General features: G+C 52.3%; 23 protein-coding genes. 13 read left to right on the top strand and 10 right to left on the bottom strand.

Features of this window, described 5'->3' with window-relative positions:
* The first annotated feature begins 349 nt into the window (after window positions 1-349).
* The gene (locus CFI11_RS02320; RefSeq protein ID WP_130402673.1) at window positions 350-583 is read left to right on the top strand and encodes a hypothetical protein; all 234 of its coding nucleotides are present in this window, start codon (window positions 350-352) and stop codon (window positions 581-583) included.
* Here CFI11_RS02320 and CFI11_RS02325 read toward each other — a convergent pair.
* Genes CFI11_RS02325 through CFI11_RS02335 form a run of 3 tightly spaced genes read right to left on the bottom strand, consistent with a single transcriptional unit; the run spans window position 563 to window position 2,865 of the window.
* A complete protein-coding gene (locus tag CFI11_RS02325; RefSeq protein WP_130402675.1) occupies window positions 563-1,309 on the bottom strand; it encodes a hypothetical protein in 747 nt (248 codons plus the stop codon). The two genes, CFI11_RS02320 and CFI11_RS02325, sit on opposite strands and share 21 nt — an antisense overlap.
* Window positions 1,310-1,321: 12 nt before the next feature.
* Entirely contained in the window at window positions 1,322-2,503 is a 1,182-nt protein-coding gene (locus tag CFI11_RS02330; protein ID WP_130402677.1) for a hypothetical protein, read from the bottom strand.
* Between the two features lie 11 nt (window positions 2,504-2,514).
* Window positions 2,515-2,865 (bottom strand): hypothetical protein, encoded by a 351-nt coding sequence (locus tag CFI11_RS02335; protein ID WP_130402679.1) that lies wholly within the window; start codon window positions 2,863-2,865, stop codon window positions 2,515-2,517.
* Window positions 2,866-2,915: 50 nt separating this feature from the next.
* Here CFI11_RS02335 and CFI11_RS02340 point away from each other — a divergent pair, with 50 nt between their 5' ends.
* The 4 genes from CFI11_RS02340 (at window position 2,916) to CFI11_RS02355 (ending at window position 7,465) form a co-directional block, all read left to right on the top strand.
* Window positions 2,916-4,415 carry a type IV secretory system conjugative DNA transfer family protein gene (locus CFI11_RS02340; protein WP_130402681.1) on the top strand — a complete coding sequence of 500 codons (1,500 nt, stop codon included), beginning with the start codon at window positions 2,916-2,918 and terminating at the stop codon, window positions 4,413-4,415.
* 2 nt (window positions 4,416-4,417) lie between these two features.
* The gene (locus CFI11_RS02345) at window positions 4,418-5,155 is read left to right on the top strand and encodes a hypothetical protein (protein WP_130402684.1); all 738 of its coding nucleotides are present in this window, start codon (window positions 4,418-4,420) and stop codon (window positions 5,153-5,155) included.
* Window positions 5,152-6,174, top strand: a complete 1,023-nt coding sequence (locus tag CFI11_RS02350) for a hypothetical protein (protein ID WP_130402686.1) — start codon at window positions 5,152-5,154, stop codon at window positions 6,172-6,174. Before CFI11_RS02345 ends, CFI11_RS02350 begins: the two co-directional genes overlap by 4 nt.
* Window positions 6,175-7,264: 1,090 nt before the next feature.
* The gene (locus CFI11_RS02355) at window positions 7,265-7,465 is read left to right on the top strand and encodes a hypothetical protein (protein ID WP_130402688.1); all 201 of its coding nucleotides are present in this window, start codon (window positions 7,265-7,267) and stop codon (window positions 7,463-7,465) included.
* A 99-nt stretch (window positions 7,466-7,564) separates the two neighbouring features.
* Here the strand turns inward: CFI11_RS02355 and CFI11_RS02360 are convergent, their stop codons facing one another.
* Together CFI11_RS02360 and CFI11_RS02365 are read right to left on the bottom strand one after the other, a co-directional pair.
* Window positions 7,565-8,032, bottom strand: coding sequence for a hypothetical protein (locus CFI11_RS02360; RefSeq protein WP_130402690.1), 468 nt, complete (start codon window positions 8,030-8,032; stop codon window positions 7,565-7,567).
* Window positions 8,029-9,189 (bottom strand): MobA/MobL family protein, encoded by a 1,161-nt coding sequence (locus tag CFI11_RS02365; RefSeq protein WP_130402692.1) that lies wholly within the window; start codon window positions 9,187-9,189, stop codon window positions 8,029-8,031. Before CFI11_RS02365 ends, CFI11_RS02360 begins: the two co-directional genes overlap by 4 nt.
* 401 nt (window positions 9,190-9,590) lie before the next feature.
* On the opposite strand from CFI11_RS02365, the gene CFI11_RS02370 reads away from it, so the two are divergent.
* The 4 genes from CFI11_RS02370 to CFI11_RS02390 all read left to right on the top strand — a co-directional run bounded on the left by CFI11_RS02370 (window position 9,591) and on the right by CFI11_RS02390 (window position 13,255).
* Window positions 9,591-10,031, top strand: coding sequence for a very short patch repair endonuclease (locus CFI11_RS02370; RefSeq protein ID WP_130402694.1), 441 nt, complete (start codon window positions 9,591-9,593; stop codon window positions 10,029-10,031).
* 26 nt (window positions 10,032-10,057) lie between these two features.
* Window positions 10,058-11,401 carry a DNA cytosine methyltransferase gene (locus CFI11_RS02375; protein ID WP_130402696.1) on the top strand — a complete coding sequence of 448 codons (1,344 nt, stop codon included), beginning with the start codon at window positions 10,058-10,060 and terminating at the stop codon, window positions 11,399-11,401.
* The gene (locus CFI11_RS02380; protein ID WP_130402698.1) at window positions 11,394-12,179 is read left to right on the top strand and encodes an endonuclease; all 786 of its coding nucleotides are present in this window, start codon (window positions 11,394-11,396) and stop codon (window positions 12,177-12,179) included. The genes CFI11_RS02375 and CFI11_RS02380 overlap by 8 nt, the downstream gene beginning before the upstream one ends.
* 203 nt (window positions 12,180-12,382) lie before the next feature.
* A complete protein-coding gene (locus CFI11_RS02390; protein WP_165390171.1) occupies window positions 12,383-13,255 on the top strand; it encodes a hypothetical protein in 873 nt (290 codons plus the stop codon).
* 164 nt (window positions 13,256-13,419) lie between these two features.
* Here the strand turns inward: CFI11_RS02390 and CFI11_RS02395 are convergent, their stop codons facing one another.
* Window positions 13,420-13,746, bottom strand: coding sequence for a hypothetical protein (locus CFI11_RS02395; RefSeq protein ID WP_130402704.1), 327 nt, complete (start codon window positions 13,744-13,746; stop codon window positions 13,420-13,422).
* 541 nt (window positions 13,747-14,287) lie between these two features.
* On the opposite strand from CFI11_RS02395, the gene CFI11_RS02400 reads away from it, so the two are divergent.
* Together CFI11_RS02400 and CFI11_RS02405 are read left to right on the top strand one after the other, a co-directional pair.
* Window positions 14,288-14,866 carry a site-specific integrase gene (locus CFI11_RS02400; protein WP_165390172.1) on the top strand — a complete coding sequence of 193 codons (579 nt, stop codon included), beginning with the start codon at window positions 14,288-14,290 and terminating at the stop codon, window positions 14,864-14,866.
* A complete protein-coding gene (locus tag CFI11_RS02405; RefSeq protein WP_130402708.1) occupies window positions 14,863-15,069 on the top strand; it encodes a hypothetical protein in 207 nt (68 codons plus the stop codon). Before CFI11_RS02400 ends, CFI11_RS02405 begins: the two co-directional genes overlap by 4 nt.
* On the opposite strand, the gene CFI11_RS02410 is transcribed toward CFI11_RS02405, so the two are convergent.
* The gene (locus CFI11_RS02410) at window positions 15,066-15,386 is read right to left on the bottom strand and encodes an H-NS family nucleoid-associated regulatory protein (RefSeq protein WP_130402710.1); all 321 of its coding nucleotides are present in this window, start codon (window positions 15,384-15,386) and stop codon (window positions 15,066-15,068) included. The genes CFI11_RS02405 and CFI11_RS02410 overlap by 4 nt on opposite strands.
* A 646-nt stretch (window positions 15,387-16,032) precedes the next feature.
* Between CFI11_RS02410 and CFI11_RS02415 the strand changes: the two genes are divergently transcribed.
* A complete protein-coding gene (locus CFI11_RS02415) occupies window positions 16,033-17,700 on the top strand; it encodes a hypothetical protein (protein WP_130402712.1) in 1,668 nt (555 codons plus the stop codon).
* 872 nt (window positions 17,701-18,572) lie between these two features.
* Window positions 18,573-18,899, top strand: coding sequence for a hypothetical protein (locus CFI11_RS02425; protein ID WP_130402714.1), 327 nt, complete (start codon window positions 18,573-18,575; stop codon window positions 18,897-18,899).
* A 3-nt stretch (window positions 18,900-18,902) separates the two neighbouring features.
* On the opposite strand, the gene CFI11_RS24460 is transcribed toward CFI11_RS02425, so the two are convergent.
* The 3 genes from CFI11_RS24460 to CFI11_RS02440 all read right to left on the bottom strand — a co-directional run bounded on the left by CFI11_RS24460 (window position 18,903) and on the right by CFI11_RS02440 (window position 21,594).
* A complete protein-coding gene (locus CFI11_RS24460) occupies window positions 18,903-19,358 on the bottom strand; it encodes a hypothetical protein (protein WP_130402716.1) in 456 nt (151 codons plus the stop codon).
* Between the two features lie 31 nt (window positions 19,359-19,389).
* Window positions 19,390-20,196 carry a hypothetical protein gene (locus CFI11_RS02435; RefSeq protein ID WP_165390173.1) on the bottom strand — a complete coding sequence of 269 codons (807 nt, stop codon included), beginning with the start codon at window positions 20,194-20,196 and terminating at the stop codon, window positions 19,390-19,392.
* 318 nt (window positions 20,197-20,514) lie between these two features.
* Window positions 20,515-21,594, bottom strand: coding sequence for a Fic family protein (locus CFI11_RS02440; protein WP_130402720.1), 1,080 nt, complete (start codon window positions 21,592-21,594; stop codon window positions 20,515-20,517).
* Between the last annotated feature and the right edge of the window lie 178 nt (window positions 21,595-21,772).

Below are 21,772 nucleotides of genomic sequence, written 5' to 3' on the forward strand. Positions count from 1 at the left end.
CAGGGCGCTTGGCGTGAGAAGTCACGACAAGCAAGCCTCAGCCCATGTCCCGATGAATGCGAGTGTGCCGTAAGCACGCCCGGCTCGCGTTCAATGCCAAAGGCTCTGCAAGAACTTGCAGAGCCGCCTTGAGCCTGCCCGATGGGCAGATAAGGCGAAAGCGAACCGCAAACTGGTCTTCACCATGAACGAAAAAGATCAAACATCATAGAACGAGCACCCGCGCCCTACGAGGACGATTGAGTATCGTCATCAAGCGCGTCCCTCCCTGAGGATAAAACGTAATACAACTGTAACACAAAAAATTCTCAGATACCGTACAATGTGTTAATAAGTTCAGAGGTATGAGATGTTTAGATTTCCCGAAAACAATGTTGGAGTTCTTTTGACTGACGCCTTTCTACGGGTAGCTGTATTTTTTGGTGTTGCTGCTTACTTTACTTACGGTAGCAAAGAAAATGATCCGATGCAGCCTATTGCTAAAGGCAGTGAAACCAACATCAAAAAAAACCATGAAATGTTAGAAGTGACGCCGCCTTTAGCAACACCTGTGAATAAGGAATTATCTACACGCGCGCTGTAGACTTGCCTCACAGCGCTGAATACCTGCTATATTTGCGCTGCCAGCAACGGCTAAACCAAACAGTGCTCCTAAGAAATCACCTTCCCGCATCATTCGACCACTTTCTGTGAGGGCCACGCTGCCCCCTGCGGCAAGTGCTAGATCGATCGCATCAATGTTTAGATTGTCTGCTTCTGCGAGCAGTTTGGCGCAAGCTGCCCCTGCTGCCCCGCTTCCCAGTGGTCCAGTGTTTTCCCCGAACGTGTAATTAGCCGCCTTTTGTGTCCCGAAACCGCACGCTAGCGCTTTTGCCGCAAATTGAACGCAATATTGCCTTGTGCTTCTACAGGCTTGAGGCCGCGTTTCCTGGGGGGTGGTGTCTGCATATCTTGGATTCTGCCACGCAGCGCCTGTGTCCCAAGCATAAGCCTCTAAGAACCTCTTACCCGACGAACAAAAAGACTTCTCTGGTATACGTCCTGTAGATTTCCAGTTTTCCATCACTGCGTCACGTTCCTCAGGCCAAAGTGAGCCGATTGAGACCGCATACCAGCCATTTTGGGAAAGAAAAATACGCGTGTTCTCGTTTGGGTTCATGTTCGCTTGTATGTAATCCTGCGCCTCTGCGATTGATTTGCGAGACGCGACAATTAGCTCGCACTTCCCATCCACCAGAAATTCCTTCGCATCAGCATCGGAAGCCCATAGACAGCTCAACAATGCCGCTAAAATCAATTGGCGCCACATAAATCACCTCTTTCATTTCTGAACAAAATTTTTAATGTGCGGGGGAAGAAGAATGCGCCGCACGTCGCTATACCAACGGTCATTCACCTGATATAGTTCAGGTGCAATTTTGCCCTTCCAACGTGCAATCGTTGTCTCAAGCCCATGGTGCGTTTCTGCCTCAAATTCCTCTCGGGTCATGTTTTCCCGAAAGGCGTTGATGACGTAGTCAGCAGACAGGCCTGCGAGCAGCCCAACAATGTTCCCAATCACAGGTACCTCAGAGCCGAGCACACTTCCCCCAGCAGCAAAGCCCACAGTGGCCAGCAGTTCGCCGCCAATGGTAGTTACCACGGGAAGAAGAACGGCTGAAATTTCGGCTGAAAATAGCGCGCTACTAAGTAGGATTGTTGCACTGACGGCGGCAGATGAAACAACCTGTCCCGAGCGATTACGCGGCCCGTCAAACTGTGCCGCATCCCATGCTAAATCCAACGCAATAATCTCATCCGCCTTGATGCTTTGCGCATGGGGGTCTTGGGCGTACAAGAACTCCACTAGCTCTAAGTCGAACGAATCCATCTCCGCTAGAAAGCGGTCGTAAGAGGCAGCAACGATCACATGCACGCCTGTCTCAATCGCTGGGTCCCGATGCTGGGGCTGCAATATGATACGGGTATACGCCTCCATCAGATTGTCCTGAATATTGCGCTCCGCCACCGAAAGGGCCCGGTTGGCATCGATGCGCATTTCCATATTCCACAGACTGGAAAGTGCGCTGCCGCCAACCTCCCTCATGCTGACGGTAAGCGCACTGGCGACGAGCTTGTAAGTCTGGCCCCAAGCATAAAACCAATCTGCATAGGCAGATACGGCCACATCTCTATCCGAAAAGACACCGTCAAAGAGCGTGGCAAGATCTTTGTCTATCTGCTCACGTGCGTGTAGTTTTTCTTCCTCAATGCGCCGCGAAAGGTCACGGAAAAATACCTCTGCCTGTTTGCGCTCCACCATCGCGCGAAATGCTGCGCCATCACTGGATTGATAGACGAAAGACAGTTTTTCCTCATCGATGCGGACTTCATCAGTGCTTACTTTGATGACATCAGAAGATGTGATGCGCTCAGGATTGGGATGTGAAGAAAACGGCGATATATTGATAAAAAGCCATGCCCCCAACAACGCTACACCAGCAAAAACTATGGGCTTAATCACATGATAATCCTCTATTCTGGTTCAATCTCCGCCCTTTTGATTTCAGGGGTCTCAATCTCAGGTGCTTCGATACCTATGCCTTGCTCATTGTCCCACACCGTCTCGCTGAAATCCTCGCCTTCAATCGGATTGCCCTGAATGTCTAGGCCCTCGTCAGGCTTAGTTTCAGGTTCAGGAGACCCTTCGGGTGTATAGGTTTTGTGAAGCCGAGGGGTTTGCACCGAACCGGTCCAGCCCTCTTCTATGAGCTTTTGTCTTATGTCATCCCGGGCATAGCTGGCTTCTTGGCTAAGCGTTTGCGCAACGTCCCGTTTCACGTCAGCGCTCAGATTATTAGCCCATGCCCTGAATTTCCCAGCCATTAACGAGAATCCTCTGTACCGTTCACTCTACCGTGAGTAGCGTGCGCAGTATGAAGTTCTTTCGCAAGAAGATTCCGACCATTCCTTTTCACGGCGATCTAAAAACGCCCCTTCTTTCCTTTGGGCGTGATCAATTTTTGCTCGATGACGCCACGCGCGGGGTGCTGGTGCTGGGCGGGACAGGTAGCGGTAAGACCTCCGGTAGCGCTAGAGCGCTCGCCATGGCCTATTTGAAAGCCGGAATGGGCGGGCTGATCTTGTGCGCCAAACCCGATGAGGCCGATAACTGGCGCGCTTATGCGAAGGCCACAGGCCGCGAGCATGATATCATCGAGATTAACGAAAGCGCAGATCGAAGATTTAACTTCCTCGACTATTCCTTAGCAACCATTGCCAACAAGGACGGATTCCAGAGCAATTTGCTCAATGTGATCGACACCATCACCGAGGCCGCAACCGCATCGAGCGGCGAGGGGGACGGGGAGAACCGCTTCTTTCGGGACAATGCCCGTGAAATGGTCTCTCACGTGCTGCCCCTGCTGATTGCGGTGTATGGGCGGCTCACCATCAAGGACATTGTGGCCTTCATCGACAGCGCCCCAACGACGCGGGCCGATCTGGAAAGTCAGGAATGGCAAACAGGCTATGCGGGCCGCACGCTCGCCGCCGCGAGCTTGCTCATGGACGATGACCCGGACCTAGAGGTGCATGGTGAATATTGGCTAACCCGCTTTGTCGATTGGTCAGATAAGACCCGCTCTAGCGTGGTGTCCACCTTCACCAGCACCGTCTACCCGTTCCTGACCGGAAAGCTACGTGACCTGTTCTGTAGTGACACGAACTGGGTCCCTGACATGTCCCATAACGGGGCGCTTATCATCGCTAACCTGCCGATCAAGAAATTTGGGCAGACGGGTGAGGTGGCGCAGAAGATCATCAAGTACCTTTGGCAAGTCTCCGTTGAAGCGCGCACACCGAACGGCAAAGAGCCGATGCGACCGGTATTCCTCTTCGCCGATGAATGCCAGTTTTTCATATCATCAAGCTCTGACGCAGAGTTCTTCAGCACGGCGCGATCCGCGCGGGCGTGCGGCGTGTATCTGACCCAAGACCTCCCCAGCTTCTATTCCCGCCTTGCAGGCAAGGGCGGGGAGCATGACGCGGATGCGCTCATCGGGAAATTTCAAACCCGCATCTTTCACAGCAATGTGGATAAGACCACGAACCTTGCCGCTGCCGAGATGATCGGCAAGATCACCAAGCAGCAGGCGAGTAGGCAGCAAAACTTCACGCAGAACCGAGGCGAAGGCGGCGCCTATCAAGCCCACGATGTGGCGCAGTCGGACAATAGCGGCCTAGGCCGCAGCACCTCCGAGACGCTATCGACCTATCAGGACTATGCAGTTCCGCCCGAATACTTCACCAACCAGCTTCGCAACGGCACCAAGGCCAACCGCTTTAAGGTTGACGGCATTGTCGTGACCGGCGGCAAGACATGGAAGCACAGCCGCGCCAATTTCATCAAGGCGGAGTTTGACCAACGGCTATGAGGGTGTTTGATTACGCGGCCTTTTTGGTCGCGCTTGTGCTGTATGTTCCGCGCCTCACCTTATTCTGGATATACCGGGCGCTTCTGTTCATCTCCAAACCCGGCTCGCTCTACATCCTGCCTGCGCTTCTGGCCGGGCTGTTTTATTGGCAGTATGATTTCATCATCAGGAGCCTGCCGTTCTACTGGTGGGTGAATGAGGTCATTCTCGTCTATTTCCCTCACTACCCGTATCTGGAGCCGTACTGGTATCTCGGCTTCTTCTGGTTCTGCTTCACCTTCGTGCTGTACCTGCTCACCGGCGGCAGATTCCAAATCCTCGGCACAGTACTTAGCTCGCTGCCCCAGATGCGCAGGCCGTTCCCTCCTGCACTGCGGTTGCGCTTGGTCGAACGGAAGATAAGGCCGGCATCGGTCGCGCTCGCTGTGCCGGCATTGAAACGCCGGCGCAGGGGTAAACGCGCCCCGGATGTGGCTGCGGGCCTGTCGGAGCCGCTACAGCGCCTCCTAGCGCCTCCTACGGCCCCTTTGCCGGTATCTACGCCCATTGAGCCACAGACTGCCCCAGAGGCGCCAGAAACCGCCTTTCCGTTGCAAGATCAGCTGCCCGAGGCAGAAAAAAGCGTTCCAGTTCCATCGAAACCCGCAAAGGAGGCGGTCAAGGCGCGCCCATCACGTAAGCCGCCGCCGCCTCCTTTGCCGCCGAAGGCGAGCCATGACGGGCAAAAGGATCAACCATGATCAGAGAAAGTATCGAAGAGTATCATGAAATCAGCAACCTGATCCGCGAATCTAGCAACGCGGTCATGCGCTATAGCACTGTAACAGTAACGGTTTCGAGCTCAGCGCTAGCTCTCCTAATGGGTGGCATTCCGCAACTAACCGCTGGTACTTCGACCTATCTTTTGCCTATTGCATTGATTTTGCTGGTGTCCATCACCATGCTGATCCAGCTCGCCATCAACTACAAATGCGCGTCCCACAATCGTCTAACGGCCTACCGTAGCTTGATATCGGCGGAGAAGTTTGCCTTTCCGCCAGACGTAAAGGAGCGAGAAAAAGACTTCGACCCTGCGACTTCCTTTAGCGTGTGCATGGACTTGCTCAACTACACCTATGCGACAGGGAAATTTGACTTTACCTCCGTGAATGGTGAGTTCTTTGCTCGGAAAGGGATATTTGCGGAGCTAGATATTGATCCGCCAAACGACATCGACCGCTATGTTGCATACTCTTTTCCCCGCTTCGTAACATTTCCAGATAAACCAGAAGACTACGGTCGGCCTAGAAATGATGCGGAGGTGTGGCGTTCTGTGTGGGCATTCTTTCGATTTTTCAGCATGCTGGCAGGTCTTTACAAACAAAAGGCAACATGGGGGTTCCCAGATGTCGTGAACCGCATGATATCATATATTGTGCTGATAGAATTTGGCGCTTTCGCGTATTATTGGTATTCTGCCGCTTGGAAAGGGCCGATATGGGCCGCAGCCTATAAAGGTTGTCCACAGGCGGATGCCCTTTTACTTGCTCTATTTTCTGTCTCGACGATACTTCTTTGGCGTGTCTCTATTGAATGGCAGGAGCTCATGATTGGAGGCAAGCGGATATATAACTATTTCGTTCAGTTTGTACCTTTTCGGATGATCTATCTTAAGGGCATGTACGACGATAAGCTAAAACCTTACTACGCGGGTACGCCATGGAGATTCGACGAAAACCAGATCAAGCTGCCCGGGTCGTCGCCGTCCAAGAAGAGTTAGAAAGTTGCCATTTGCCTCCAATCGAACGGGCGATGATGTCGGCTTATGTACTGCAAGGGTCGGTTCCTGCGGAGGAGCTTCAAGCGTTTGGCCATCGTCTTGTAAGGTTTGGAGAGGGAACTGTTACTGAAGACGAAGCAGCGCGGTTCATAACCGAGATCAGCAGTGTGTGCGTGCTAACTGGCAAAGGTATGACGCACGAATTTTCCGCGCCACAAAGGCTACAGCAATCCCGCCAATAGCACACGCTCGCCTTTACCGCTGAAGGTGAGAGCGGCTGATCCATCTTCTCACCTGGCTTTTCCTTGCGGAGGAGCTAAGCCGCTAGGAAAGTCAAAATTCCTCGTTTTATTTGCCCTGGTTTCCTTTTCGGCAAACGCCGATAACGCTTCGCGAGCATGCTTCTTATCTAGTGAACTCATCGGAAATCTGGTACGTCAAACTATGACATTTAGCCTTCGGAATGCATCATTTATCGCGCTCGCTTTTGTAGTGATGCATCTAACCCTGCCTGACAGTGTACTTGGTGAAGAAACAGATGGAAGCGACAGTACTCTGACGCGCGAGCAATTAGAGCAGCTAATTGGCCCCTTGGATGGCGGCACTGAAGAGGGTAACCGAACCGATGTTCGCCGCGTTGGGGAGCCGACCAACTCAACGCAAGATGCCCCTTCGCAAGAAAGGCGAGATAGTGACGCTGACCTATCTCCGATCATTGAGCTTCCCGGTGACAAAGAAGCTGTGCCCGAGACGCCAATTGGCCCTAAGTCCCAACAGCTTCGAGATTTTGAACGGTCGCGTGACACTCGGATTAACAACATGAGCCACCACGGCTGCAACAGTTGCCATGGATAGACATACCGCCCTAAACACTGGATGTCCTCTTCGATGGCCCGCGTCTCTTGCCGCAGCCATCGCTGTCATTGACCTGCCACCTTGCGGACCCCCCGCCTTTGGGCTGTCCAGCGCCTAAGCGCTGCGGACTCTGCGTGGCAGGCCGGGCCTTTAGCCGACAGCAGGCGGGCTGCTCCGCGATTCATTGGCAGATGACGCGATTGGCGCGGCATCGCCACACACAACGGAGGACATCATGTCTAAACCAACTCACAATATCATTTACAAAGCTCGAAGCTATGAAACGGACGCCGGGGAAGTAAAGTTCGCCTACGGTGCCATTGGCGCAGCTTGGTCGGATGAAGACGGCGCCGTCAGCCGCATCAAACTCGACAGTGTGCCTGTCAATTGGGATGGCTTTCTGTACCTGCGTACAAGAGACGAACTACCCCAATAAGAGGTTTGGAAATCAAGCTGGAAGCCTTCAAAACTGGCTTCCAGCAACTGCGTCGCGGGTAGGTGCCCGTTGACGTGGTCTAGCTCTGCAGGACGAGAGCTATGTGGTTGCGGGAGGCCCTTGCTCCTTGCCTTCAGCCTCTGTGTTGATGTCACCGATAATTACCCAATCAACAACGGGTTCACCTTCGCTCAAATCAGGGTAAGCCGAGGGATCAAACTCGTACACGGCCTGCAACGTGTGCTCCATGATCCCTTGGAACATCTCGTGCAGGTGCGCCCCGCGCAACGTCACAGCTTTGCCGCGATGCGTCAGCTTTAGGTAGCTGCCATAGTCACCCTCTTTCAGGTCAAGGTTTTCGAGGTTGTGATACATAAAGCCATGCCGTGACCCGTCCTTACAAAATAGTGAGAACCCCATATGCGGGAAGCCATCCGATATAATCGCTGCTTGATAGCGGCGTTCATCATTGCCTCCATCCAGACGTCCACCGCTGGGTATCTCACCGCGTGAACGGATAATGCGATCTGCGATCCGGCTGCGAGTAGGTGATATGTCATCAATCATCGTTCTGGCTCGTTGCTATTATCGTTTTCTATCGGTGGCTCAGGCGTCCCTTGCTGTTGGTCAGGCGGCTTTGGCTCCTCTTCAGTGCGTTGCCACCCGAGTAACGATTTGAGGCGCCAGTCCTGCGCCGCAAATCGAGCACGCCATTCTTCTGCTTTCTCGGCAAACTCCGAGCGCCAGCCATCAAAGCGAACCGACATGTTGCGCCACCATGTGGCGAGGCGCGTTGCCTCACGCTGTCGGTCATCTTCGGGTGTGAGTGTTTGAACATCCGCAGCGGCTTGGCGGACAGTCTCGTTATGCATGCCGTTCATTTCAGCCACTTCGCGCGCCCGGGTCTGTTCTCCGCGCATTTCCATCGTATGGGCGACGCCCTGCACGGTGTCGTCGCGCTCTTGGGGATGCGTATCATCTTTGCGTGCAGTCGCGGTCACACGCGTTTCATGGCCCGCCGCATCTAGATAATTGTTCTGAATGCGCGGCCACTCATAACGCCAATGCATGGCGCTTTCCGCGCGATCTAAGTCACGATTGCGCTTCGCAGCAAACTCATCTCCGTCAATCGCGCGCGGGGTGAGGTAGATATGGGCATGAGGTTGATAGATTTTGTATCCCGTCACCGAGCCGTTGCTTTGACGTTCAATCTTCACATGCGGCGCGTTCATCTCCGCGCATTCGCTACGTTCCAAAAAGGGAATATTCTCTTCAGCCCATTGACGGATCTTGGCGCGTCCTTCATCGCTCATATCCATGACACGCTGCCCATATCGGTGAAAGGCTACGTCAGCGACATGACCTTTGGAGACGAATTCTTGGTTGGCGAATTCGATCACTGCCGCCCTTTGCTCTTCGGGCGTCAGCTCCCACGCCAGGCCGACCTGGACATCGCGGGCAGGGCGACCGTCTTTACGACGTTCGGCTGCCTCGGCCTTGTTCCAGAGTTGGCCTCTGTCGGATGCCCATGCTGGGGCACCCTCGGGCGTGAGAATAAGCGTTTCCCGAACATCGGGTGCGCGTCGGCTGTAATCAGCCGTGCGATCCTGACGTTCGTCAAACAAACGTTCTCCGGCCCGGTATGCTGCGCCGACAACGGCGGATTGGCCTGCGGCTCTCTTTACCGGGCGGGTCTTACAGTTGAGATTACGAAGCTCTACCATAACGTGAGTATATGTGGGAATTCTCAACGAAAAGTTAAAGTGCGCGTATACACATTGCTTCGCAAAGTACGCGCACAATCCCCCCTCCCGTCCCCTCGAAGGGGGAGGCGCGTTCAGATGCCACGCAGGCTAACGGGCGATTTCAACCATGGGTTTGGCTTCTGTCGGGCATCTCTTCGCAGCCCGTGAAGCGCCAACCCACGGCTTCAATCGTCCGTGGTCACTCATTGCCGTTTGGGCTAGTCCCTCTTTCGCCGGGACGGGCGAATGTGCCGTCAAGGGGATACGCCTCGCACTGGCTACCCCAAGCACCCCGTGGGTGCTATTCGCGGATTGCCGCTCAAGGGGATCCCTTCACGCGCCAGGTGGAAGGCTTAGTCTTCTCATTAGGAGGATCTACGATGGATAACCGCACAGTCGAAGAGCGCAGTCGCATCATGCGATCAGTGAAGCAGAAGGACACGGGCCCGGAGATGAAGGTGCGCAGACTTTTGCATGCGCAAGGCTACCGTTTCCGACTTCACCGGAGGGATTTGCCGGGCAGTCCCGATGTTGTTTTGCCCGGGCGACGCAAAGCGATCTTTGTTCACGGCTGCTTCTGGCATGCGCATGATTGCCCAAAAGGTCGTGCACCGAAGTCAAAGCTCGACTACTGGGCGCCGAAGCTTGCTGCGAATGTCGAGCGTGATGCGCGGAAGCGTGGAGAGCTCGAATCGCTCGGGTGGGATGTCCTTACAGTTTGGCAATGTCAGACGGGCGATCTAGACGAACTGCGAGAACGTCTCGTTTCATTTGTGGAAAATTTACGGGATGCGATCGACAATCCTGCTCGCGTCTGCTAACTTGTGGGAAAACGAAGGGAGATAACATGAGCGAGCAGCATTCCCGCCCGATCGGAATCGACCTATTTGCGGGGGCGGGTGGTATGAGTCTCGGCTTTGAGCGTGCCGGTTTCGACGTGAAAGCAGCAGTTGAGATTGATCCGGTTCACTGTGCGGCTCACAAGTTCAATTTTCCCCAAACGACGGTGATTCCGCACTCCGTCGAGGCGCTGACGGGCGCTGATATCCGCAAGGTGGCACGTATCGGCAAAGCGACAGTCGATTGCGTTTTTGGCGGCGCGCCATGCCAGGGTTTCTCGCTGATTGGCCAACGCGTCCTTGACGACCCACGCAACGGGCTCGTGCGTGATTTCGTACGCTTGGTTGCCGAGCTCGACGCAACGTCTTTCGTCTTCGAGAATGTTAAAGGCCTCACACTCGGCAAACACCGCAAGTTTCTTTATGAGCTCGTCGAAGCGTTCGAGGTCGCGGGATACGAAACTCGGACGCCGTGGAAGGTTCTGAACGCTGGGCATTATGGCGTGCCGCAATCGCGCGAGCGTCTAATTCTGTTTGGCGTCAAGAAGGGCCGAACGCTCCCAAACTATCCGGCCCCTATGACCAACATGGCCGGGCGGCCGGAGCTTTTCCCCGGCGTTCCCTTCGGCCCAAGTTCGGCCGAGGCGATCGGCGATCTTCCCGACGCAGATACGTTTGCGACCTTGGCCAAGACCGACGCGGTTCGAACCGTGAAATATAGCCAGGCCTCGCCCTACGCAGCGGCTTTGCGTGGTCTGACGAATGATGCTTGGGCGTACGGCTATGTTCGCGAGTATGATCCCGGTGTACTTACCTCTAGTGCGCGTACCGCGCACACAGCCATCTCTAAGCGGCGGTTTTCCGAGACAGAAGCAGGAAAAGTTGAGCCGATCAGTCGCTTCTTTAGGCTTCCGCCGGAGGGAGTATCGAACACGCTTAGAGCCGGTACCGACGGAGCAAGAGGCGCATTTACGAGCCCGCGCCCGATCCACTACCGGCACGCTCGATGCGTGACCGTACGTGAGATGGCGCGACTTCACGGATTTCCCGACTGGTTCCGTTTTCATTCGACCAAATGGCATGGGGCACGGCAGATCGGAAACGCTGTCCCGCCCCCTCTTGCGGAAGCCATTGCGACCCAAGTTGTCCACGCCCTCAACTATGTTCAAGCTCGACCGGAGGGCACGGTATCGCTCGGCGACCCCGCGTTGCTGTACTACGATATGACTGAGGCGGCCGAGCATTTTAACGTTGCAGTACCGCCAAGTCGCCGTGATCGCAAAAGTGGTGCGAAGAAGCGCAAGCAGGAGGAGATCGAAGCGATCCGCCTCGGGGCAGGTGCCGGTGGCTAAAAAGCCGAACCGATACGGTGCGCTTGTCGAGAAGATATTCCTTGATCGCTACGAACCTGGTGCGACCTCTCTAGATTTCGCGCGTACCGACATCGAGGAGGCAGCAGAGGCGCTTGAAATAAGCTTGCCGAAGAACCTTGGCGACGTGCTCTACTCGTTTCGTTTCCGTACCGCCCTACCCGATAGTATTGTAGCAACAGAGCCGGAAGGGCTCGAATGGATCGTAGAGCTTGCCGGTCGTGCGAAGTACCGCTTCAGTTTGGTCAAAGCGAGCCGCGTGGTTCCGCGTGACGACCTTGTTACGATCACCATCCCCGATGCGACTCCCGAGTTGATCCGGGCTTATGCGTTGGATGACGAGCAGGCACTTCTTGCCATTGTTCGCTATAATCGCCTGATCGACACGTTTCTCGGGCTCACGACCTATAGTCTCCAAAACCACCTACGTACGACTGTGACGGACGTAGGTCAGATCGAGATCGACGAACTCTACATGGGTCTAGATAAGCACGGATGTCATTATGTTATTCCAGTGCAGGCCAAAGGCGGAAACGACAAAATCGGCATTGTGCAGATTGGTCAGGATATCGCCTTTGCGACCCAGAAGTTCCCGGGCATGAGGTGTCGTGCCATCGCCGTGCAGTTTCTGGCGGGCGAAGTTGTCGCCATGTTCGAGCTTACGGTGCAAGACGATGAGATTAAAGTCGTCGAAGAAAAACACTACAAGCTCGTGCCAGCGGACCGCGTTGATCGAGAGCGGGCGATTTCCTACCGGTAAGCTCCAGCACAGACCCCCTTCTGATCATTCCAATCACCCGTATGCCAAGCTGTAGCTACGGTAGCCGGCATTGATCCCATTTTGAAACGACTCATCTTAGGAATTTGTTAATCTAGTGTATGGTATCATAATACCTCAAAGAGTGAGGTCATCTGGCAGAGCAGATCACAGAGCAGAAACAGCAGGTACAGGCCGAAGAGGCGTTGCGCGCGCAAGTACAACGCGACATCGAGGCCGCGCGGGCGCAGATTGAGGCGGCTCTTGCGATGCTCAATAGTCACCCCAACCGCGATGAGTTGACCGGCCAAATAGGCACGTTGCAATCCCAGCTGATGCAGCTTGATGGCCTGCGGGCCGAGGCAAGCACCGGCACCCTCACGCAGCTTGCCGCCTTGCAGGTCGGTGTGGCCGTTTCTGTCGGAGCCGCCCATAATGTGACAGCGCATGCCACATCCAGTGCGGCGGTGGAGGCGTTCCAATCCGTGATCGTGATGAGCCAAGAGCAGATGATCGCGCTCGAACGCGATCACCGCCACCACTCCGAGCAGTTCCAGCAGTTTGAATCTGACATGTTCACCCGGATCGACGCGCTGGCCGCTGTCAACGGCGTGGATGTTTCCGGCTTCCATGAGAAGCAGCGCCAGTTGCAGGCCGAGTACAATGAAGCCAAAGCGCGCGGGGATCTGGCCGGGATGCTCGAAGCAGATGCGCTGCGCACTAACAGTCTGCGGGTGGGGTTAGAGCATGTCGGTGCATCACCGGCCGAGATTGACGCGGCGCGTGAGCAAGAAGAAGCCGCCCAGCAGCGCTATCTCGATCAGACCGCCATCGAGGCGCGGCGCGAAGCGGAGCAACAGGGCATGAGCGCCGACGCGGTCAAGGAGCATGTGGCGGTTGCAGTAGCCGAGGCTGATGCGGGATTGGAAGAACGCAAGGCAAGATATGCCGAGAAGACGGCCTCAAAATTTGAAGCTTCGTTCGACAAGCCGAAATTTGCAGTAACAGAAGCCACCGAAGCCGATGCTCCCCTGCCAACACCACACGATCAGCAGCCTACGGCTGAGGTGCAACTGTAGATTTTAGCGCCGCCTCCCTCGGGTCAGAACGATCTGTGCTGCCTCTTTCGCGGTTTCGTAGGTGAGACCAATGGCAAGAGCATTCGTGAAAGCTATAGCTCTGCTTGCCGCACATATTGTTCAGCCATAGGGCATCTCCCATGAGGTTTAGTGAGAAATACGGGCTAGTCGGAAAGGTTTTCGAGGGCATAGCGAATGATGTACGCCTGCATTGCTCGTGCCTCTGCCATGCTGGCCGCGTCGTCATTTTGTTTTGCGGCCTCGTATTCGGCATGAAGAGCGGCGCGGTCTTCATGTAAAAAAGCGACATCGATCCCGCGCTGTCTTGCCAGCTCGTCGATCCTCTCAAACATCGCTTCCTCGTAAGCATCGAAGCTGTCGTAACCTTTCGGGATGTGGGTGCCTTCCGCATAAAGCGGGAGAGCGGCACAGAAGACGGTGATAGTCAGGTATAAGCATGCAGCCGCCATCAGGCGGAACAACGAAACCATGATCGTTTCCTTTTGGGATGAAGTGGAATGGCTGGGGCGCGGCTCAGTTTTTCGGCCAGAGATGACTACAATTGCTTTGGCAGGTCAGTTGGTCGCTGTAGGTGGTGGCATACTGGCCATAGCCGGAACGCACCCACATGCAGTCATTGTAGCAATCGTAGTACGCCTGCCGCGAGCGCGCCTGCGCGAGTTGTAGCAGGGTTTGGGAGGGAGTAGTCGCGGTCAAACACTGCGCTGCTGAGCCGGTGATTTGCGGACATGTGGCGGCGCTTATCGGGGTTGTGCACAGGGCAAGCGAAGTCGCGGCGACAAGGCGCGAAGCAAAGGCGGTCAAGGGCATGAGAACACCAAATCAGATGAGCGTGGACTTGCTTATGCTACCGTATAGGGAATTCAGGTGCATTTTGGTTAGAGGTCTGTTATCACTGCATAAAATTTACATAATTAGGGTTATATGCGTGCGACGAAACTTTCTCTAAGCGACTGTATCATAACGGCTTGCACCCGAATTCCCTATTTGGGTGCAGACCGGAAAGCGCCCATGAGAAACCCTCTCGCTCCACATCTGCGCGCGCAGCTCTACGCCAGCCGCAAGAGCTTTTCCCCGGAGCAAGAGCGCCGCCTGATCGCTATTCTTTCACGGCATGAGCCACAAACCCGACTTCTCTGCGAACTGCTCTACCTAACCGGTTGCCGCATCTCCGAAGCGCTTATGCTACGGCGCGATTGTCTTGATACCGATGCCTCGCTGGTGGTGTTCCATACGCTCAAGCAGCGCGGGCATGAGCGCCTGCGAGCCGTTCCGGTCCCGCCGCGCTATCTGCGCCGGCTAATGGCCCTTCCCACGGCCACCAATGGCCGGTTTTGGCCTTACAGTCGATGGACAGCTTTACGGCGGATCAAGCCGATCTTCGAGCAAGCTGGCATCCCGTCTCAGCTCTCTAACACGAAGACCTTTCGGCACAGCTATAACGACCGGGGCAAGCTGAACGGTACACCTGATTACGTGCGCCGCGCTTTGCTGGGGCATCGCACCCAACAGGCAAACGACCATTATGGCGCGCTCATAGGCGACGAACTGACCAACTTTGCAACCAAGAACTGGGGCGTATTTTCATGACCGTAAATCATCCATCACGCATTGCACCGGGCGAACAAGCTGCCGCGATATTCGCCGCTTCGCAAGCGGTCGAGGCGCTTGTCTTCCTCGCGCAGTCGGATGCGATTACCGCAGCAGAACGCAAACAAGCCGTCCAAGGGTTCAATGCTATGCTGAAGGCACGAGACCGGCTTGAGATGAATGGCGCTGCCGGCGTTAGCTAGGCAATCAAGAGATCGTCCGGTGTCTTGCCATCTTCTAGTGCTGCTACGAACCATGCCGGCTTTCGCCCGCGCCCGCTCCACGTCAAAGTGAGGTTTTCTGGGTGCTGGTATTTTGGAGCTGCGACCGTCTTCTGTTTGACAGTTCCCGCCCCGATCAGCTGAGACAGAGAAAATCCCCTTTCCTTTGCGGCTGCCTCAGCCGCTGCCAGCGCCTCTTTGCGCCTGCGCGCCTCGAAGCTCTTGATCGCTTTAGCCACGTTCTTTTCGAGCTGCTTTAGCTCGTCAAACGACAGATCGTTTACATCGGGCATTGCCATGGGTTCACTCCTGATACTACCTCACGGCCATAAGGTATATGACGTAATCAAGATATGTGCTAGAGCACTGATTTATCGTACAAAATATTGTGCGAATGCCGCTCAAACCAAGAGCTGGTTTACCATATCGTTCACTGTCTGATTTCCATCTGAGGAGCTACGCTCTACTCATCATGGCACCTTGATTAGTCGCAATATTAACAACCAACTAGAAGGTTCATTATGTTCAAATGCTCACTAGACGTTAACATAAAAGTGTAACTTCACCGCACAGTCTTAACAGGTTTGCGACAGCCCTCTACCTTTATGGTCGGATAGACGGTTATGATCAATACGGAGAGTTCTCCGCGCGAGCAGTGAGGTTTCACTTGAGAAAAGCAAACCACGAAGGCAAAAAGACTCCATATCTGCTAAGAATAAGTAAGTAGTATTATATTGTTCATCCCATCAATTTTGGACAAGTATTGCTAGGTGTTTGATGTCCATAGTATTTAATATACTAGCTATAGCGGTCGCCTGCATCACGACTGTTCAAGCATTCGTTTTTATGTATAGACTAACATTCAATCAGGCCTCAAGAATATCTCACCAACTTGCATTCTTGCGATCAATTGAGTCCCTACTGCAAAAATCTCTAATAGACGTAGTGAGATACGCATCTGGAAACATATATGACTTTCTTAGCTTAATCTATGGAAAGCCAAAAGAGGATGGAAAGTTAACTGCGTACTTCACATTGAGATCATTTCGAGTTTCTTTTATAATTGCATTTTCATATATCGCCATACTTCCTCTTGCTCCGACTGTTGGGGTTATTATCACCGCATCAGTATTTTCCATGCCGGACGATTTACCGAAGGTTATGAGAGCGTCAATTTTTATCTTATATCCATTCATGCTTCTATTTATTTTATATGTCATAGCCCTAACTTTTCGGACTCTTATTCGCAATATCGATTCAAAATCTGAACTTCTTTGGCGCAATCAGATAGTAAACATTGAAGCTACTCTTCTTGGCCTCCCGATGAAATTTACTATTCTCGCGTTCACAGCATTAATAATTTTCGCAACTACGTTGGGCGAGAGCTTAGGAAGTATTATTGAATCTAGTACAGTTATATCCGCTTTTGGTATGATTTTTGTAGTGCTAACGGCTGCTGGCTTTGGGCTACTAGTTGTAATAGGTGCGCTGAGAGTTCTCTATAGCTATGGAGTAGCGTCATTTGCATTACTTCCATTTGTACTATTTCTAGGTTACGGGAGATACTCTCACTATATCTTGATATTTCTCTCTGCGATTATTTCAATATCTTATACTTTCCCCAATGCAGTTATACCACTTGCTGGGGATGATTTGCACCTAAGTAAATTAGTCAGCGACATAATCGATGAATCCCCCTTCACATTTACGTGGTCAAGCGGATATGTTTTTTTCTTATCGATATTGACTCTATCATTATTAATATATCCATTTTTCTCTAAGCGAAGCTTTCTAAATATATCGCATAGAGTCATTCTCCGTTATTTTTTGGCAACCTCTATTTTTGCGGTATCAGTCTACACTGACAGCCTCGGCGCACTGGGTATAAGTGGGCCTCTGGCTTATGGTCTTACTATGGTAGCATTTATTATGGCGAATGCTGTTGGTGATAATATTTCTGTCGCAGTCTCTAGACATATTTTTTGGAAAATATCCCTAGACAAAAATATTCTTCTTCTGCCGCTCCGCATAATTTTTGATTTGCTTGGAGTTATTTTTTCAATATGTGCATCAATTTTTACTATCTGGATCGCGATGTTGTCAATTATCGTTATTTCCGGCTCGCATGAGCTATTACTTAATCCGAGCTTTTACCTTCGCGCCGATCAATTGGAGGTTGCTCAATGGTATACCTACGTCTATTGGGGCAGTTCAATTTTGATGCACGGCCTTTTAGCTCTGGTATTGGTGGCCTTTGGTGAAAGTGCCTTGTCGGCAGCGTATCAAGTTGGGTTTTTTCCTGAAATAGTTAGCTCCGGCATACTTAACTCAACTGATATCGGCTTAATTATTGGTCCAGCAGTTGGTGTTCTTTTTGGATTTTTTACTGCGATACTTCCATCCCTCATTAATGCGTTCTTTATAGTTTTCTTCATTTTCATCTGGTTAACGGGGTCAATTGGTCAAAGGGTCGCAGTTATCGTCGGTAGGTTTGTGGTGTGTGAAGATATCAGCAGTTCTGAAAGACAAGACAGAATTGAAACAGTTATGGTAGCTATTTCGCTTTTAGTTTCTATATCTATTTTGAGCTTCGTTTTGCCGATAATCATGTAATTTTTTACATTTTTCCTTATTCAATTACGTACAAGTCTGTCCCTGCGTCTCCGGGCCTATCAAGCTATCCGCCTTTGGGGTTGGACTTCAATCAGCAAATAACTCTTGCACGAAGTCTAGCTGGTAGAAACAATGAAGTTTCAAGGTAGGTGCAATGCGAAGCAAGTATGTCCTCCTACCCCCACATTCTGGCGGCGATGTCCTGCTCTTCCTTGCCAACCGCGTCTGCATAGATCGCAGTTGTCGAGAGCTGCGCGTGCCCCATCTATTTATGCAGCATATGCAGCGGAATGCCGTTCACGGTCGCGTTGATCCCGAACCTGTGCCGTAAGCCCTTGGGGCTCCGCCGCAGCGCATAGGGGAGACCAGCCTCGATCATGATGCGCTTGACGATCTGCCAGACCCACACACGGCTTATCGGCCAGATTGGCGCGCTCGCCTACCTGCTAGATTTCTGTGTTTCGCGGATATAGTATGCTGTATAGTAAGGATAAACAAAGGCGGAAGTTCCATGTGCTGCAAATCCTGACGCAGAGAGCATACGGCCAAAGCGCATAACGTAGATACTGAAACACTGCGCAAAGCATTGAAGAAACATCGCGCGGCGTAGGAGGGCCAATGCATCTCAGACACCGGGCTGCTCTGCCTCATCTGTCAAAGCGCAGGAGAAACGGTGTTCCTAGAGGAGCTAGCCGAACTACTCGAGTAACGCCGTGTGAAGTCCATTCTTGTGTTCGATGCGACCACGCACCCCGCGCCAGACAATCAGGCCGCGGTCGTCACCAAGATCACCGTCGAGCAATCTTCATAGAATTGTAACACCAGAAAACTTCATCTTTTGATATAGTTAGATATCAACAAAGAGGGGTTTCATGGAAACATATACAGATCATTTAGCTGGTCAAAGCCAAACGCAGCGAATGATTGCTGATATTGGCCGTCTTTTAAATGGACAGCCACTTGCTCACACAAGTGATAGCCATGGAAACGAAATGATTAACTCTATCATCACATGCGCGAATGGTCAGACTGTAGATGTCTCGTATTGGGAGGGAGCACGAGATCAGGCAGCACTCATTGCAAACGCCACGTTGCTCGAAGTCCATGGAGATGGTGTAGGGCGAACTTATACTTTAGGTGATCTCCAAAGCCCGCTGCAAACTCGCTGTGAGGCTGCAGCAGAAGAGCGTCAACGCTAAGGTTTACGGGCAGCCGGGATCACCTTGCCCCATACGCCTGATTTGGTTCGGCTCAATTCCCCGGAAGACACATCGCGTTGAAACAGCTGTATCAGGAAGCTGCGCGATCACCTCTCGTCCCAATGAAAAATTCCTGCCTCCATCGATCATAGCTGTGATGTTATCACAGATTTCTGGCGTCCCGTGCATAGCAAGAAGCTGGAATGGAAAGGCCGAATCTCTGCTAAAGATAAACTGAACCTCCGTAGGAACCGCCAAGATTTCTGGACGCTGTACCCACAGTTCCAAACCCTGTGAGTTATACGCTACGAGGTAGAGGCAACGCCCACCTGCTACATCAATACGAAAGTCCTGCCCGTCATCGGTCGGGTTCAAGAAAATGTCATAGGTTGCGGATGCACCCGGTTCTGTACTGACCCATGTGGCGCTCAGGTCGAGAGGTTCTGCGGTAGCTGTCATTGGTAGAAAAAGGGATGCGATTAGCGTTATCCTACCCATCATTTTGATGTCTCCATTCATTAAAGTTCTGATCTCTGATCTGCACCCACAGTTCGTACTCGCTATTGTTCAAGGGAAGGCGGGCACAGCCCAATATGCGTACCCTGTCTCCTTCCTCCAGTTGCACTTCTCTGAGGACTGTTTGACAGGATGTGTCTTGCTCATCGGTGCAGATATTTTGTGTTATGTTTTGAGGGCTTGGGGTGAACTGCAACGCGTCATCAACGCTCTGATCAATCTGAGCTGGTGCCCAATATGACACAGCAATACTCTCTCGTAATGTAACAGACCGAGCAGGATCAATTCTGGCGGGACACGCTTCCTGTAATGACTCAGGGTTGCGGCTAAAAGAAAGGTCTCCATAAATAGGAGAACCGACACCTTGATAGTCATCATGATCTTGGAATGTCGCGTAGTGAACCCAACCGACACAAGCTCTGTTAATTTCGCATAGTTGCGTATGACTCAAAACCCGTTCTGCTAGAAAAAATGTAATGTTTGAGAAACTGAAAAATACTATAAGAACAAAGGTAATTGATGTCGATATAAGTTTGACATTAAATCTTGGGGAGAAATCAATTTTATTAGAAACAATTTTTGTAAGTTTTTCTACGGGCCATATCGTAGAGGCTGTGATTACAGAAAGTACTATGAATATCACTGGAACTGCATATATTAGCTGCACATGAACTGCAGAAATTACTCCATAGGTAATTTGTAACAACGAAGCAACAGCAGAAATTAGCATTATTCTATGGGTTAAAAGGCTCTGAGGTATACTGGTTATCACCTGCTTCATTGTGGATTATCTAAGTCCCGCCTCGAAGCCGCCTCCGCTCGTGAGCCATTAAACGGATGATCATGGCTCACCGCAAGAGCCCATAAGGTTATTTTTGATATTGTCAGGAACTGTCACACTCATCAACTGTCCGGGCGATGTAGTCTCGTTCAAGAAATGCTTCCTTTCTATCGGAACACGAATATATTCTGGCTTCCCCGTTGCTCAAGCGAAACCGTATATGCTCATCAGGATTTATGACCTACACGCCATAAACTGAAAATATGCGCTTAAGATTATATTTGGACGGTGCAAGACAGTGCGGTCGAGCTTCTGAGGCTACGCAGCAAGCCAATATCGCGTTGCCTTGCGCGCTCCTGTTTTATGCAACGCACCTTTGGCAACAAGATCGTTCAAGTCTCTCGTCGTAGTCGGAACAGTGGCACCTGTAATCGCACGATAATTCTTCGCGCTTAGCCCGCCCACGAAACCGTCTGGACCAGCTTCAAACATGCGCAGCAACGCACGTTCTTGCCGGTCGTTAAGTTGACCTCTAAGGCGATCCAACATCTGGGTCTTTGCGATCACGTGACCGATCAACGCGATCGAATAGTCCTGCGCTTTCAACGCTGTTTTCGCAAACCACGCCAGCCATGCGTCAATGTTGAGCGATTTGTTGTTGCGCTCGAGAATATCATAGTACCCTTTGCGCTCTTTTTCGATTTGCCTTGCAAACGCCAGCAAACTCGGCTGGCCAAGAGCGCGTGACAGGCTGTGTTCACTGATGGCGCGAGCAATGCGGCCATTGCCATCCTCAAATGGGTGGATAGAGACAAAGTATAGATGCGCGATGCCCGCCTTTGTAAGCGCAGGCAGCGTTGATTGGTTCAGCCAATCCAGAAACCGCGTCATTTCACGATCCACCTGTCGGGATGGTGGCGCTTCGAAGTGAACCTTCGGTTTCTGGAAGGGGCCAGAAACCACCTGCATCGCTTCAGTGTGTGTGCGATACGCTCCGATGTTTTGAAGATCACGTTGCGCACCGCACACCATCCTGTGCCATACGAACAAGGTCTCGTGAGTGATATCATTCTCAAAACCGTCGAAGACAGCGACCATGAGTTCTGCGATCCCGGCCTCTGCGGAACCAGCCTTGGCTTGCGCCTTCAATCCTAGTTGGCGGCGTACCGAGGACTGCACCGAGGCTCGGTCGAGATACTCTCCTTCGATTTCTGAGGTCTTTATTGCTTCTTCACTCAGAAGCTCAACCTTCACATTATCCCGGTCGTCTTTGCTGAGATGTTGCCACGCGCCTGACAGTCTACCTGCACCAAGCAAGAAGTGTTGTTCCATCGCTTCAAGGGCTTTGGGGTCGTAGCGCCAGTTAGGCCAGTCTTCGTGTTGCCAGTTCCATATCATGAGGAATAAATGCTCAATTTATTCCTCATATTCTGCCATAATGATGATGAATAACAAGTTTTTTATTCATCACTGAGAGTGACTGAGCCAGCCTCTCGTCTCACCCTCGTTCGTCTTCGAGGCTGTGTTTCCTATGCACATGGGCTTGCCGCCCATATGTGAGGGGCCGAGGCCGCTG

The sequence above is a fragment of the Thalassococcus sp. S3 genome (assembly GCF_004216475.1).
Classification (GTDB): domain Bacteria; phylum Pseudomonadota; class Alphaproteobacteria; order Rhodobacterales; family Rhodobacteraceae.